This window comes from Streptomyces sp. NPDC025784 (assembly GCF_055558435.1).
Map to the genome: position 1 here is coordinate 299,694 of NZ_JBVHMN010000002.1, position 13,202 is coordinate 312,895.

At 71.5% G+C, this 13,202-nt stretch carries 14 protein-coding genes; 6 read left to right on the top strand and 8 right to left on the bottom strand.

The annotated features are described in order from the left end of the window. Positions 1–30: 30 nt before the first annotated feature. From ACZ4IF_RS07410 to ACZ4IF_RS07430, 5 genes are read right to left on the bottom strand one after another with little or no spacing between them, the layout of a single operon-like run. On the bottom strand, positions 31–915 hold the full coding sequence (locus ACZ4IF_RS07410; RefSeq protein ID WP_467560421.1) for a glycosyltransferase family 2 protein: 885 nt from the start codon (positions 913–915) through the stop codon (positions 31–33). Then, positions 912–1,691: a CDP-alcohol phosphatidyltransferase family protein gene (locus ACZ4IF_RS07415; protein WP_432188573.1), complete on the bottom strand. Its 780-nt coding sequence runs from the start codon at positions 1,689–1,691 to the stop codon at positions 912–914. Before ACZ4IF_RS07415 ends, ACZ4IF_RS07410 begins: the two co-directional genes overlap by 4 nt. Then, positions 1,669–2,730 carry an iron-containing alcohol dehydrogenase family protein gene (locus ACZ4IF_RS07420; protein WP_467560424.1) on the bottom strand — a complete coding sequence of 354 codons (1,062 nt, stop codon included), beginning with the start codon at positions 2,728–2,730 and terminating at the stop codon, positions 1,669–1,671. Before ACZ4IF_RS07420 ends, ACZ4IF_RS07415 begins: the two co-directional genes overlap by 23 nt. After that, the gene (locus tag ACZ4IF_RS07425; RefSeq protein ID WP_467560426.1) at positions 2,718–3,470 is read right to left on the bottom strand and encodes a phosphocholine cytidylyltransferase family protein; all 753 of its coding nucleotides are present in this window, start codon (positions 3,468–3,470) and stop codon (positions 2,718–2,720) included. The genes ACZ4IF_RS07420 and ACZ4IF_RS07425 overlap by 13 nt, the downstream gene beginning before the upstream one ends. After that, the gene (locus tag ACZ4IF_RS07430; RefSeq protein WP_467561101.1) at positions 3,467–5,263 is read right to left on the bottom strand and encodes a DUF5941 domain-containing protein; all 1,797 of its coding nucleotides are present in this window, start codon (positions 5,261–5,263) and stop codon (positions 3,467–3,469) included. The genes ACZ4IF_RS07425 and ACZ4IF_RS07430 overlap by 4 nt, the downstream gene beginning before the upstream one ends. A gap of 340 nt (positions 5,264–5,603) precedes the next feature. Between ACZ4IF_RS07430 and galE the strand changes: the two genes are divergently transcribed. The 4 genes from galE to idi all read left to right on the top strand — a co-directional run bounded on the left by galE (position 5,604) and on the right by idi (position 8,897). Next, positions 5,604–6,584, top strand: a complete 981-nt coding sequence (gene galE, locus ACZ4IF_RS07435; protein ID WP_467560428.1) for a UDP-glucose 4-epimerase GalE — start codon at positions 5,604–5,606, stop codon at positions 6,582–6,584. A gap of 133 nt (positions 6,585–6,717) precedes the next feature. Beyond that, entirely contained in the window at positions 6,718–7,656 is a 939-nt protein-coding gene (locus tag ACZ4IF_RS07440; protein ID WP_467560430.1) for a cation diffusion facilitator family transporter, read from the top strand. Beyond that, entirely contained in the window at positions 7,653–8,180 is a 528-nt protein-coding gene (locus ACZ4IF_RS07445; protein WP_467560432.1) for a GNAT family N-acetyltransferase, read from the top strand. Before ACZ4IF_RS07440 ends, ACZ4IF_RS07445 begins: the two co-directional genes overlap by 4 nt. Positions 8,181–8,303: 123 nt before the next feature. Next, a complete protein-coding gene (gene idi, locus ACZ4IF_RS07450) occupies positions 8,304–8,897 on the top strand; it encodes an isopentenyl-diphosphate Delta-isomerase (protein WP_095937868.1) in 594 nt (197 codons plus the stop codon). Between the two features lie 54 nt (positions 8,898–8,951). Here idi and ACZ4IF_RS07455 read toward each other — a convergent pair whose 3' ends face one another. Further along, positions 8,952–9,458, bottom strand: a complete 507-nt coding sequence (locus ACZ4IF_RS07455; protein WP_467561103.1) for an ATP-binding protein — start codon at positions 9,456–9,458, stop codon at positions 8,952–8,954. Positions 9,459–9,761: 303 nt separating this feature from the next. On the opposite strand from ACZ4IF_RS07455, the gene ACZ4IF_RS07460 reads away from it, so the two are divergent. Continuing rightward, positions 9,762–10,511 carry an enoyl-CoA hydratase/isomerase family protein gene (locus tag ACZ4IF_RS07460; RefSeq protein WP_467560434.1) on the top strand — a complete coding sequence of 250 codons (750 nt, stop codon included), beginning with the start codon at positions 9,762–9,764 and terminating at the stop codon, positions 10,509–10,511. A 32-nt stretch (positions 10,512–10,543) separates the two neighbouring features. On the opposite strand, the gene ACZ4IF_RS07465 is transcribed toward ACZ4IF_RS07460, so the two are convergent. Next, on the bottom strand, positions 10,544–11,179 hold the full coding sequence (locus ACZ4IF_RS07465) for a DJ-1/PfpI family protein (RefSeq protein ID WP_345655794.1): 636 nt from the start codon (positions 11,177–11,179) through the stop codon (positions 10,544–10,546). Between the two features lie 28 nt (positions 11,180–11,207). After that, complete coding sequence (locus ACZ4IF_RS07470) at positions 11,208–12,161, bottom strand: GlxA family transcriptional regulator (protein WP_467560436.1); 954 nt, start codon at positions 12,159–12,161, stop codon at positions 11,208–11,210. A 112-nt stretch (positions 12,162–12,273) separates the two neighbouring features. Here ACZ4IF_RS07470 and ACZ4IF_RS07475 point away from each other — a divergent pair, with 112 nt between their 5' ends. Next, positions 12,274–13,140: an SCO6745 family protein gene (locus ACZ4IF_RS07475; RefSeq protein ID WP_467560438.1), complete on the top strand. Its 867-nt coding sequence runs from the start codon at positions 12,274–12,276 to the stop codon at positions 13,138–13,140. Positions 13,141–13,202: the final 62 nt, after the last annotated feature.

Genomic DNA, 13,202 nt, shown 5'->3' on the forward strand with positions numbered 1-13,202 from the left:
ACGGCCCGAATGCTCTCAGGAACGAGCTTGTCAGATGACAGGAGGTCGGCCCAGTCGAGTCAGCCGCCACACCGTACGCCACTTCATGGGCCGCCGGGACCCGCACGGACTGGTCCAGCCTTCCTTGAATCCGCCGAACCAGGCCTTGAGCGCCGGCCCCGAGGGGCGGCGGGCCAGCGTCAGCAGCATCCAGACGCCCAGATAGACCGGGACCAGCGGCGCGGGAAGGTTTCGGCGTGCGAGCCAGACACGGTTGCGGGCCACCATGCGGTGGTAGACCGCGTGCCGCGAGGGCGCGGTCGTCGGGTGGTACAGCACCATGTCCGACCGGTAGTCGATCATCCAGCCCGCGTCGAGCGCCCGCCAGGCCAGGTCGGTCTCCTCGTGGGCGTAGAAGAACTCGTCCGGCAGCCCGCCGACCTCGGCGAAGACCTTCGTGCGCACCGCGTTGGCGCCGCCCAGGAAGGTGGTGACGCGCGAGGAACGCATCGGGTCGGAGGCGCGCAGCCGCGGCACGTGGCGGCGCTGCGTCCGACCGGTCTCCGGGTCGGCGATGCGGAAGCTGATGATGCCGAGCTCGTGGTCGGCCGCGAAGGCCTGCCGGCACAGCTCGGCGGTGTCGTGCTGGGCGAGCAGGCCGTCGTCGTCCAGGAAGAGGAGGACGTCCACGTCGGTGCCGCCGGGGCCGAAGGCCTCGATGCCGACGTTGCGACCGCCCGGTATGCCGAGGTTCTCGGGCAGCTCGACCGTCCGTACGCCCGCGGGGACGTCGGGGACGGGCGAGCCGTTGCCGACGACGACGACCTCGACCCGGTCGCCGTCCTGCTTGGCGACGGAGTCCAGCAGGGCCCGGAGCTCGTCGGGGCGGTTGCCCATGGTGATGACGACCGCGCCGACCTTCATCGCCGTACTCACTTCAGCCTGCTGGAGGCGAGGATGGACACGAGGTGCAGCACGGTCTGCAGGAGGGCGATCCCGGCGAGCACGGCGGTGCCGAGGCGGGTGAAGAAGAGGTCGCCCCTGACCTGGTCCGCGATCGCGAGGACCAGGATCAGCAAGGACGCCTCGATGCCGAGGATCAGCCGGTGGAACTTGAGCGCTCCGGCGGCCCTGCGGGCCAGCGCCATGCCGGAGGACCGGGGCTCGGACGCGGCCTCCTTGACCGGCGGCAGCCCGCCCTGGTGACGGGCGACCCCGACGAGGTCGGTCTCCGCCTTGACCAGGATCGCGCCCAGGGCGGCCAGGGTGCCGAGGAAGGCCCACAGCCAGTCGATCCGCCCGTCGCCCCACAGGTCCGCGGCACGCAGGCCGAGGCCGACCAGGACCGCCGCGTCCGTCAGATAGGCGCCGACCCGGTCCAGGTAGACCCCGCCGAGCGAGTACTGCTTCTTCCAGCGGGCGATCTCGCCGTCGACGCAGTCCAGCAGCAGGTACAGCTGAACCATCACCACGCCGAGCACGGCGCCGGCGATCCCCGGCACCAGCAGGGCCGGGGCCGCGAGCACGCCGCATACGGTCATCAGGTACGTGAGCTGGTTGGGCGTGATCCTGGTGTTCACCAGGTAGCGGTCGACCCGCAGGGACACCTCACGCATGTAGAGGCGTCCCATCCAGTGCTCACCGCTGCGCCGGTCCTTCACCCCTGGGGGGTGAACGACGGGGCGGAGTTCAGCTACCGATGGCCTTGGCATAGTCGGAGTAGATGTCCTTGATCTGGTCGGTCTTCAGGTCGAGGTGTTCGAGGATCGTGTAGCGGCCGGGCCTGGTCCGGGGAGCGAACTCCACGACCTGGACGAACTCGTCCACGGTGAAGCCGATCTCCTCGGGCAGCACCGGCAGCCCGTGGCGGCGCAGCACCTCGGCCATGTACACGGCTTCCTCGGTCGCCCCCCGCAGGTGCATCGCGAAGGCCGCACCCAGCCCGCACTGCTCGCCGTGGCTCGCCGCGCGCTTGGGGAAGAGGAGGTCGAAGGCGTGGTTGATCTCGTGGCAGGAACCCGAGGCGGGCCGGGAGTCACCGGAGATCGACATCGCGATGCCGGTGAGGACCAGCGCCTCCGAGAGGACCTGGAGGAAGCCGTTCTCCCCGATGCCGCCGGGGTGCCGCAGCACGGCCTCGCCCGCCTGGCGTGCCATGGCCGCGGCCAGACCGTCGATCTTCTCGCCGGTGACCCGGTTGGCGAGCTCCCAGTCGGCGATCGCGTTGATGTTGGAGACGGCGTCACCGATGCCGGCCCGGACGAACCGGACCGGGGCCTCGCGGATCACGTCCAGGTCGATGACGACGGCGATCGGGTTCGGCACACCGTACGAGCCGCGGCCCGCGTCGTTGTCGAGGGTGGCGACGGGCGAGCACAGACCGTCGTGCGCGAGGTTCGTCGGCACCGCGACCAGCGGCAGGCCGACCCGCGCCGCGGCGAACTTGGCACAGTCGATGATCTTGCCGCCGCCCAGTCCCACGACCGCGTCGTAGTGCCCGGCCCGCATGTCACCGGCCAGCCGGACCGCGTCGTCCAGGGTGCCGCCGCCGACCTCGTACCAGGTGGCGCCCGGCAGTGCCGGGGCGATCCGCTCACGCAGGCGCGCCCCGGAGCCGTTGCTGACCGCGACGGCCAGCTTGCCGGAGTGCGAGATGCGCTCGTCGCTGAGCACACCGGCCAGGTCGTCCAGGGCACCCGGGCGGATGTCCACGACGACCGGGGAGGGGATGAGCCTCGTCAGTACTGGCACGCGATCTCACGCCCCTTGGCGAGGTCGTCGTGGTTGTCGATCTCGACCCACTGGACCTCACCGATCGGTGCCACGTCGATCTTGAAACCGCGGTTCACGAGCTCCTGGTAGCCGTGCTCGTAGAACTGCTGCGGGTCGGTCTCCCACACCGTCTTCAGCGCGTCCGCCAGATCGGCGGCGGCCTCGCCCTCGATGAGGGTGACGCCGATGTACTCACCGGTGGCCTCGGACGGCTCCATGAGCTTGGTGATCTTCTGCACGCCCTTGTCGGGGTGCACGACGACCTTCATCTCCTCGTCGGCGAGCTTCTTCACCGTGTCGAGGGCGAGGATGATCCTCTTGCCGTCGCCGCGGGCGGCGAGCAGCGTCTTCTCGACCGAGACCGGGTGCACGGTGTCGCCGTTGGCGAGGATCACACCGTCCTTGAGGGCGTCACGGCCGCACCACAGGGAGTAGGCGTTGTTCCACTCCTCGGCCTTGTCGTTGTCGATCAGCGTGATCTTGAGGCCGTACTTCTCCTCGAGGGCCGCCTTGCGGTCGTACACCGCTTCCTTGCGGTAGCCGACGATGATGCCGACCTCGGTCAGACCGATCTCGGCGAAGTTGCCGAGGGTCAGGTCGAGGACGGTGATGCTGTCCTCCATGCCCGCAGGGCCTACCGGCACGAGAGCCTTCGGGAGGCTGTCGGTGTAGGGACGCAGACGCCGTCCGGCGCCGGCGGCCAGCACGAGGCCGATCATGCGGGTTCTCCTTCATCGTGTACGGCGGGGGCCCCGGAGGACACCCAGAAGCGGATGCTCTCGACGAGCACAAGCAGGGCGACGGCCACGGCGAGCGCCGTGAGCGCGATCTTGAACTGTGTGGCGGCGAGGAGCGCGGCCAGTACGGTGACCAGCAGCGTCCTGCCTTCGTGCCCGCCGATCGCCCGGACCAGCCAGTGCGGGGGCGCGCCGGCGTTTCCGCGGATGCGGTACACCGTGTCGTAGTGATGGTAGGCGACGGCGGCCACCAGGCCGAAAGCCGCCGGAAGTGCTCCGTTCACGTCGGCTTTGGCGGCCAGTACCAGAACGGTCAGGTATTCGGCGGCGCGGTAGAAGGGCGGGACCAGCCAGTCGAGGGCGCCCTTGAGGGGACGGGCGAGCGCCACGGGCGACAGGAGCACGTAGATCACGGCGCCCAGGACCGGCCACCAGCTGCCGTACGGCGCGAGCGCGGCGCCGAGGACGACGAGGGCGCCAGCGGCGAAGGCGACGGCGGCGGGTCCGCGGCGCACCGCCCCGCGGGAGAGGCGGTTCAGCGCCTCGGCGAGGGGGCCGGAGTCGGTGAGGTCGGCGAGCGCCCGGGCCGCGCGGTCCGTGCGCCGCGCCTTGCGGGTGAGCGAGCGCAGCACGCGGCCCGCCGTGGTGTAGCTGGCGGCGAAGGCGCAGCCGACCAGCAGGGCGTAGAAGGTGATCCGCGGGGTGGTCAGGGCGGTGAGCACGGCGATCATCGCCCAGCGTTCACCGATGGGCAGCACTATCATCCGGCGCACCCAGACCGTCCAGCCGACGCTGTCGAGGCGGTCCGACAGGGCCGCGGTGGGGCTCGTGTTGGCGGTGGCGTCGTGGTTCGCCTCGTTGAAGGAGAAGTCGACGACGTGGCGGCAGGTCTGCAGGATCATCGCGCCGAGGGCGAGGGCCCAGACGTCGTCGCCGCCGCGGGCCGCTCCGAGGGCGAGGCCCGCGTAGTAGGCGTACTCCTTGGCGCGGTCGAAGGTCGCGTCGAGCCAGGCACCGAGGGTGGAGTACTGCAGTGAGTAGCGGGCGAGCTGTCCGTCCGTGCAGTCGAGGACGAAGGAGAACAGGAGCAGCAGGCCGGCGGCCACGAAGCCGGCGCGGGTACCGGTGGCGGCGCAGCCCGCGGCGATCAGGGCGGTGATCAGTGAGGCGGTCGTCACCTGGTTCGGGGTGAGGCCGCGGCGGGCGCACCAGCGTGCGATGTAGCGCGAGTACGGGCTGATGCAGTAGGTGGTGAAGAAGCCGTCGCGGGCCTTCACGGCGCTGCGCAGCCGTACGGCCTCGTCGTCCACGGCGGAGACGGCCTGGCGGGCTTCGTTGCGTTCCTGCGGGTCCGCGGGGACGGCGGCGACGAGCGTGCCCAGTTCAGGGCGGTGCACCGCGACGCCGTCGGCGTCCAGCGCGGCGGTCAGGCGCTCGGCGAGATCGTCGGTGGCGACGGCGAGGCCGCCGACGGCGGAGCTCTCGCGGGCCACGGCCCGGGTCAGCGCGCGGCGGGCCTCGGGCTGCACGGATATGGCCCCGCGCAGCGCGGCGGCCGCGAAGCGCGGGTCGGTGAGGCCGAGCCGCAGGGCGTGCAGGTGCCCGACGAAGCGGGCGTCCACGACGGCCACCCGCTGGTCAGCCGGTACGGCGGCGAGCAGTGTCTCGGCTTCGCCCGCGTCGGAGGCGAGCCGCACGTCGAAGCCGAGCGACCGCAGATCGCCCTCGAGCGACGATCCGGGGACCGGCTGACCGGTGAGGATGGCGGTCGACAGCGAACTCACTCCCTGGGTGCCGGCGCGGGGGCACCGGGCAAGTGCGTGATGGGATGCCCCTGCCTGCGGCGGCCGGGCGGCATGTCGGCAGAGGCTATCGGATGAATGGAAGCAGGCGTTCATCACCCGTTCACGGCCCGATCAACCGGTTCTGCCTGGCCGCCTCCGCCGCGATCATCATGGGTGATGCGGGGGCCGCGCCACAAACCGTGCCGGCGGACCGGTGCATTCCGGGTAGCTCGTGCGGCATGCCGCACAACACCCCGGAGCGGACGAGCCGGGCGCCGCCGAGGGACGGGGCAGGAACGGCACCGGTGGGGTCCGCATAGGGTGGGCGTCCATGACATGGCTGATCACAGGCGGAGCCGGATACATCGGGGCACACGTGGCGCGGGCGATGGCGGAGGCCGGGGAGCGCGTCGTCGCCCTCGACGACCTCTCGGCCGGGGTGCCGAGCCGGCTTCCGGAGGGCATACCGCTGGTGCAGGGCTCGTCGCTGGACGGGGATCTGCTGAAGCGGGTGCTCGCGGAGCACGCGGTGACGGGTGTGGTGCACCTCGCGGCGCGCAAGCAGGTCGGCGAGTCCGTGGCCCAGCCGACGCGTTATTACCAGGAGAACGTGGGCGGTCTCGCCACGCTGCTCGACGCCGTCGCCGGGGCGGGCGTGCGGCGGTTCCTGTTCTCCTCGTCGGCGGCCGTCTACGGCAACCCCGATGTGGACCTCATCACGGAGGACACGCCCTGCGCCCCGATGAGCCCGTACGGCGAGACGAAGCTCGCCGGGGAGTGGCTGGTCCGGGCCGCGGGGCAGGCGCACGGGATCGCCACGGTGTGCCTGCGCTATTTCAACGTGGCGGGCGCCGCCGCCCCGGAGCTGGCCGACACGGGCGTCTTCAACGTGATCCCGATGGTCTTCGACCGTCTCACCCGCGACGAGGCCCCGCGGATCTTCGGCGCCGACTACCCGACCCCGGACGGCACCTGCGTCCGTGACTACATTCACGTCGCCGATCTCGCCGAGGCGCACCTGGCGGCGGCCCGGCGGCTGACGGGCGACGTGTCGGGCGACCTGACCGTGAACATCGGGCGCGGTGAGGGCGTCTCGGTCCGCGAGCTGGTCACCCTCATCGGCGAGATCAGCGGTGACGACCGGGCGCCGGTCGTCGAGCCGCGCCGCCCGGGTGACGCCCCGCGCGCGGTCGCCTCGGCCGGGCTGGCCGCGCGGGAGCTCGGCTGGACCGCCCGGCGCGGGGTGCGCGAGATGGTCGAGTCGGCGTGGGCGGGCTGGGTGCTCCATCACCCGCGGACGCCGTCCGAATGATCACATCAGTGCTCTGACCTGCTTATCGTTTCCGCAGGTCAGAGCACATGACAACGGTGTTCAGTGCCGCGTTGCCCGATGCTCCTCACCCGTAGTTCACTGTGATCCCGGGCAGAGCACAGGAGGCAGACCCATGGGGGCCGGACACGATCACGGGCACGCGCACGGCGCTCCCCCGACGGGGACCGCGACAGCGGCGTACCGCGGGCGGCTGCGCGTAGCGCTGTCGATCACGCTCACCGTCATGGTGGTGGAGATCGTCGGCGGCGTCGTCGCCGACTCGCTCGCGCTGATCGCGGACGCCGCGCACATGGCGACGGACGCACTGGGTCTGGGCATGGCGCTGCTGGCGATCCACTTCGCCGCCCGGCCGCCGAGCGAGACCCGCACCTTCGGCTACGCGCGCGCCGAGATCCTCGCCGCGCTCGCCAACTGTCTGCTGCTGCTCTGCGTCGGCGGATATGTGCTGTACGAGGCGATCCAGCGGTTCCTGACCCCCGCCGACACCCACGGCGGGCTGACCATCGTGTTCGGCACGATCGGCCTGGTCGCGAACATGATCTCGCTGACGCTGCTGGTACGCGGCCAGAAGGAGAGCCTGAACGTGCGCGGGGCCTTCCTGGAGGTGGCCGCGGACGCGCTGGGCTCGCTGGCCGTCATCCTCTCCGCCGTGGTGATCATGACCACGGGCTGGCAGGCCGCCGACCCGATCGCCTCGATCCTCATCGGCCTGATGATCGTCCCGCGCACCTGGAAGCTGCTCCACGAGACGCTCGACGTGCTGCTGGAGGCGGCCCCGAAAAATGTCGACATGGCGCAGGTGCGTGCCCATATCCTGGCGCTGCCCGGCGTCGAGGACATCCACGACCTGCACGCCTGGACCATCACCTCCGGCATGCCGGTCCTGTCCGTCCACGTGGTCGTCAGCTCCGACGTCCTGAACGCGATCGGCCACGAGAAGATGCTCCACGAGCTCCAGGGCTGCCTGGGTGACCACTTCGACGTCGAGCACTGCACCTTCCAACTGGAGCCCAGCGGACACGCTGAGCACGAGGCGAGGCTCTGCCATTGACCAGTACTGAACCCACCTCCGTCTGGCGCACGCGCCGGGAGACCGCCGCCGACCGGGGCGCGGTGCACGCCGTGAACGCGGCGGCGTTCGAGCGGGCGGACGAGGCCGACCTGGTGGACGCCCTGCGCGCCGACCAGGAGGCGTGGCTGCCGGATCTGTCGTACGTCGCCGAGGCGCCCGACGGCACGGTCGCGGCGTACGCCCTGATCACCCGTTGTCATGTCGGCGCCGGCGAGGCGGCGGCGCTGGCACCGGTGGCTGTACGGCCGGAGCACCAGCTCAGCGGCGCCGGATCGGCCGTCGTACGCGCGGTGCTGGAGGCGGCACGCGCGCGGGGAGAGCGACTGGTCCTCGTACTGGGGCATCCCGGGTACTACCCGAGGTTCGGCTTCGTGCCCGCTTCGGAGTACGGCATCCGGCCCGGATTCGACGTGCCGCCCGAACATCTGATGGCCCTCGTCCTGGACGGTTCCTCGGTGGTGGCACCGGGCACGATCAGGTATCCGGCCGCTTTCGGCGTCTGACGCGTGCCGTCCGCGGGTCCGGCTCCGTCGCCGCGGAGCGGGACATGCGGGAGTCGCGAAGTGCCGGGAGTGCCGGTTTCGTACGGCAGACTTGGGGCTCGAAGACCGATGCGAAGGATGGGTATGCCGATCACACCTGCCACCGCGACGCACAGTTCGTCGAACGGCACCGTTGAAGCGATCTTGCTGGAGCTGGTCGACGAGGACGGCAACACGATCGGTACGGCGGAGAAGCTCGCCGCCCACCAGGCGCCCGGACAGCTGCACAGGGCGTTCTCGGTGTTCCTCTTCGACGAGCGCGGCCGGCTGCTGCTCCAGCAGCGCGCCCTCGGCAAGTACCACTCCCCCGGTGTCTGGTCGAACACCTGCTGCGGCCATCCCTACCCCGGGGAGGCGCCGTTCGCGGCGGCGGCCCGGCGGACGTTCGAGGAGCTCGGGGTGTCCCCGTCGCTGCTCGCCGAGGCGGGCACGGTCCGTTACAACCACCCGGACCCGGCGTCGGGGCTGGTGGAGCAGGAGTACAACCATCTCTTCGTCGGCATGGTCCAGTCGACGCTGCGGCCCGACCCCGAGGAGGTCGGCTCGACGGCCTTCGTGACGGCGGCCGAGCTGGCGGAGCGGCACGCGAAGGACACGTTCTCCGCCTGGTTCATGACCGTGCTGGACGCGGCCCGTCCCGCGATCAGGGAGCTGACGGGTCCGTCCGCGGGCTGGTGACCCGGAGAGTGCCGTTCGGATCGGACCGGGTCCGTCCTGATCCGGACGACGTCCCTAGACGACGCCGGCAGTGAGCGGCAGGGCGGCCCAGATCACCTTGCCGCCGCTCGCCGTGTGCTCGACGTCGCACACCCCGCCCGATTCCCGGGTCACCTCCCGTACCAGCAGGAGGCCCCGGCCACCGGTCTGCCCGTGGTCGGCCTCCAGGGCGGTCGGGCGGTACGGGTGGTTGTCCTCGACGGAGACGCGCACCCACTCGGCACCGACGGCGACCTCCACGGCGAGCATCGGCGACAGCAGCACCGCGTGCCGGACCGCGTTGGTGACCAGCTCGGAGACGATCAGCAGGAGTCCCTGGACGAGGTCGTCCGAGACGGGTACTCCCTGGCGGAACAGCAGATCACGGACGGCGTGCCGTGCCTGCGGCACCGAGGCGTCGACCGCGGGAGCGGTGAACCGCCACACCCCCTCGTACGGCAGCGGGACGGTCGCTCTCCGGTCCGGAGACACGTTTCCGCCGGCTTCGGGGCTCGGGTCGGAGCCCCGCCCGAGGTTGTCCATCGTCCGGTCGCCACCCTTGCGCTCGATTGTCACCACGCATCGAGTGTTGATAGCGCATCGGTCCATACCTGATGACTGAACAGAAGTCAGCAAGTATCGACGGTTTCTGACCGTCGGCGTATGACACGGTCAGTTGTAAGACTGCTCCTGTCCCCGTTGTGCCGACTTCGAGAACTCTTCGGGTTGTACGGGTATGGCACCGACTCGACCGGCCCGTTCCGGGTGTTCACGCCGTTCACATGCGCCCCGGGGCCACCCCCCTTCTTGATCGCGCATCCGGGGAGTGCGGTTAGCATGCGGCGTATGGAGCCGCAGCTGTTGCACCGCGTCGGCGACGGCGTCGCCACCGTCGTCGTCCACCATCCGGCGAAGCGGAACGCCATGACGACCGGCATGTGGCGGGCGCTGCCGCCCCTGCTCGACGCCTTGAGCGCCGACGACGGCGTACGCGTCCTCGTGCTCACCGGCGAAGGCGGGACGTTCTGCGCCGGGGCCGACATCTCGACGCTGCGCGGCTCCCCGGACGAGGCGCAGGGGCTGGCCGTGCGCGCCGAGGAGGCGCTCGCCGCCTTCCCGAAGCCGACGCTGGCCGCCATCCGCGGCTACTGCGTGGGCGGCGGATCCCAGCTCGCGGCGGCCTGTGATCTGCGGTTCGCCGAGGAGGGCGCGCTCTTCGGCGTGACCCCGGCGAAGCTGGGCATCGTCTACCCCGCCTCCTCGACCCGGCGGCTGGCCTCGCTGGTCGGCCCGGCGGCCGCGAAGTACCTCCTGTTCTCGGGCGAGTTGATCGACACGGAGCGGGCACTGCGCACCGGCCTGGTGGACGAGGTGCTGCCCGAGGGCGAACTGGACAAGCGGGTCGGCGAGTTCACGCGCGTCCTGGCCGGGCGCTCGCTGCTGACCCAGGCCGCGGCCAAGGAATTCGTCAACGGGCGCACGGACCGGGACTCCCACTGGGCGGAGCAGGCGCGCCGTGGCGGCGACACCGCGGAGGGGGTCGCCGCCTTCCTGGAGCGCCGCCGGCCGCACTTCACCTGGACCACGCCGGGATGACGCGGTTGTGCACGCATCCGTTCGGTCTTCGCCTACATCAGGCTGAAACGACTGTTCGTGCGGAACTCCTCGACCAGGTGCGCGGGCGCCTTGTGCGGAGCCCCGGCGTCGTACGGCGGCTGCGGGTCGTACTCGGTCAGCAGCTGGACGGCCTGCGCGTGTTCGTCGCCCGCGATCCGGCCGAGCAGGGTGAGCCCCATGTCGATGCCGGACGAGACACCTGCGGCGGTCACGTACTTGCCGTCGAACACGACCCGCTCCCCGGTCGGCTCGGCGCCGTACTCCTTGAGGAAGTCCAGGGCCAGCCAGTGGGAGGTGGCCCGGCGGCCGTCGAGGAGCCCGGCCGCGGCGAGCAGCAGGGAACCGGTGCACACCGAGGTCGTCCAGGTGCTGGTGGCGTCGGCCGCGCGCAGCCAGTCCAGCAGGACCTCGTTCTCCATCTGTGAGAACTGGCCGGGGCCGCCCGGCACCACCACGATGTCCGGTCCCGGCACCTCGGCCAGGGTCCGGTCCGCGGTCAGCGCCAGCGCACCGGTGTCACTGCGCACGGGTCCGGTGCGCTCGGCGACGAACACGACCTCGGCGTCGGGCAGCCGGCCGAGGGTCTCGTAGGGGCCCACGGCGTCGAGAGCCGTGAAACGGTCGTAGAGGACGATGGCGATCTGCATCGGGATTCCTTTCGATGGGCCGGCCGGATCAGGGTGTGGAGGCCGGGCGGAAGCGACGCCGGTACTCCGCGGGTGCCGAGCCGAGCGCCTTCACGAAGGCGCGGCGCATCGCCTCCGGCGTGCCGTAGCCGCAGGCACGCGAGATCTCCTCGACACCGTCGCCGGTGTCCTCCAGGAGGCGCCGGGCCTGTTCCAGGCGGACACGGTCGACGTACCGGCCGGGTGTCGTGCCGGTCTCGGACTGGAAGGCGCGGGCGAAGTGCCGGGGCGAGAGCCGGGCGCGGGCGGCGAGCGACTCGACGCTCAGGTCGTCGTCGGGATGCTCGGTGATCCACTGCTGGACCTCGCGCAGGGGTTCGCGGCGCGCGGTCTGGGCGGCGAGCTGTGCGCTGAACTGGGCCTGGTTGCCCGGCCGCCGCAGGAAGACGACCAGATGCCGGGCGATCGCGAGAGCCGTCTCGCGGCCCAGGTCCTCCTCCACCAGGGCGAGGGCCAGGTCGATGCCGGAGGTAACGCCCGCCGAGGTGGAGACCCGGCCGTCGCGCACGAAGATGGGATCCGGGTCGACCTCCACGGCGGGATGGTCACGGGCCAGCTTGTCGCAGTAGGCCCAGTGGGTCGTGGCCCGGTGCCCGTCCAGGAGGCCCGCCTCGGCGAGCAGGATGGCACCGGTGCAGACAGAGACGAGACGCTCGGCCCGCGGGCCGTGGTCACGCAGCCAGTCCGTAAGTCGGCGGTCCGGGTGCCGGGTGCCCCGGCCGCCGGGCACGAGGAGCGTGTGCGGGGCGGGTGCGTCGTCGAGCGCGTGGTCCGGTACGAGGGTGAGACCGCTGGAGGTACGTACCGGCGCGCCGTCCGGGGACGCGGTGAGGACGCGGTACGAGCCGCCGTGCCAGGCCTCGGCGCCCGCGAACACCTCCAGGGGGCCCGTGACGTCGAGGCTCTGCACGTCGTCGAAGAGGACGATGAGAACGGTTCGCATGTCTTCGATTCTTGGCCCGCCGGGACATGGCCGCAATGTCGAGCACCCCACCATTCCTGCCATCGCGCCCACAGCGGTTCCCCACGTACCGACCAGTCGGTAACCTGCGGGCATGACCACTCCACTGCCGGAGCGCGCCGGCCGGCGCTGCCACAACGTCCTCAACCCTCTGCACTCGACCCACTACTTCTCGCCCGACCTGGGCCGGGAGATGTCCGCCGTCGGCGTCGAGGACAGCAGGGCCGCGTACTTCGCGGTGCGCGCCGCCGCGCTGGGAGCGGTCGGTCCCGGGACGGTGACGGCGACGTTCTACAACTTCAGCCACGATCTGGTCGCACGGCATCTGCCCCAGGTGTGGCGCACGGTCTCCCCGGAAACGGTGCTCGCGGCACGCACGCGTGCCGTCGACACCACGCTGCGGCGACTGCTCGGCGAGGAGCTCGTCGCCTCCAAGGAGATGGCCGAGGCCGCCGAACTCGCCCTGCGCGCCACCGAGGCCTGCGTCAGGACCGCCCGCCCGCTGTACGCCGGCCACGCCGATCTCCCCGTGCCCGACGCCCCGCACCTCGCGCTCTGGCACGCGGCCACACTGCTGCGCGAGCACCGAGGCGACGGCCATCTCGCGATCCTCCTCGACGCCGAACTCGGCCCTGTCGAAGCCCTGGTGAGCCACACCGCCACCGGCAAGGGCATGGCCCCGAAGTGGGCGCTGTCCACGCGCGGCTGGTCCCGCGACGACTGGGAGGCGGCCTCCGCACGCCTGCGCGACCGGGGACTCCTGGACACCGAAGGCGAGTTGACGGAGTCCGGCATGGCGCTGCGCCAGGACATCGAGGAGCGGACCGACCGGCTCGACCGGGCGCCGTACGAGCATCTGGGCGCCGCGGGCGTGGAACGGCTCACCGAACTGGCCAAGGGCGTCCTCATGACGGCCCTCGCCGCCGGCGCCTTCCCGGGGGACATGATCGGGAAGGCCTGAGCGCCGGTCGGTGTCGGCCCCGCACGGCGCCGACCGCCCGGACGCACCGCGTACGACCGCCC

Bases quoted from the DNA above. Each gene is read 5' to 3' on its own strand.
- ACZ4IF_RS07415 (WP_432188573.1), bottom strand. From the start codon at position 1,691: ATGCCAAGGCCATCGGTAGCTGAACTCCGCCCCGTCGTTCACCCCCCA.
- ACZ4IF_RS07425 (WP_467560426.1), bottom strand. From the start codon at position 3,470: ATGATCGGCCTCGTGCTGGCCGCCGGCGCCGGACGGCGTCTGCGTCCC.
- galE (WP_467560428.1), top strand. From the start codon at position 5,604: ATGACATGGCTGATCACAGGCGGAGCCGGATACATCGGGGCACACGTG.
- ACZ4IF_RS07440 (WP_467560430.1), top strand. From the start codon at position 6,718: ATGGGGGCCGGACACGATCACGGGCACGCGCACGGCGCTCCCCCGACG.
- idi (WP_095937868.1), top strand. From the start codon at position 8,304: ATGCCGATCACACCTGCCACCGCGACGCACAGTTCGTCGAACGGCACC.
- ACZ4IF_RS07455 (WP_467561103.1), bottom strand. From the start codon at position 9,458: ATGGACAACCTCGGGCGGGGCTCCGACCCGAGCCCCGAAGCCGGCGGA.
- ACZ4IF_RS07460 (WP_467560434.1), top strand. From the start codon at position 9,762: ATGGAGCCGCAGCTGTTGCACCGCGTCGGCGACGGCGTCGCCACCGTC.
- ACZ4IF_RS07465 (WP_345655794.1), bottom strand. From the start codon at position 11,179: ATGCAGATCGCCATCGTCCTCTACGACCGTTTCACGGCTCTCGACGCC.
- ACZ4IF_RS07470 (WP_467560436.1), bottom strand. From the start codon at position 12,161: ATGCGAACCGTTCTCATCGTCCTCTTCGACGACGTGCAGAGCCTCGAC.
- ACZ4IF_RS07475 (WP_467560438.1), top strand. From the start codon at position 12,274: ATGACCACTCCACTGCCGGAGCGCGCCGGCCGGCGCTGCCACAACGTC.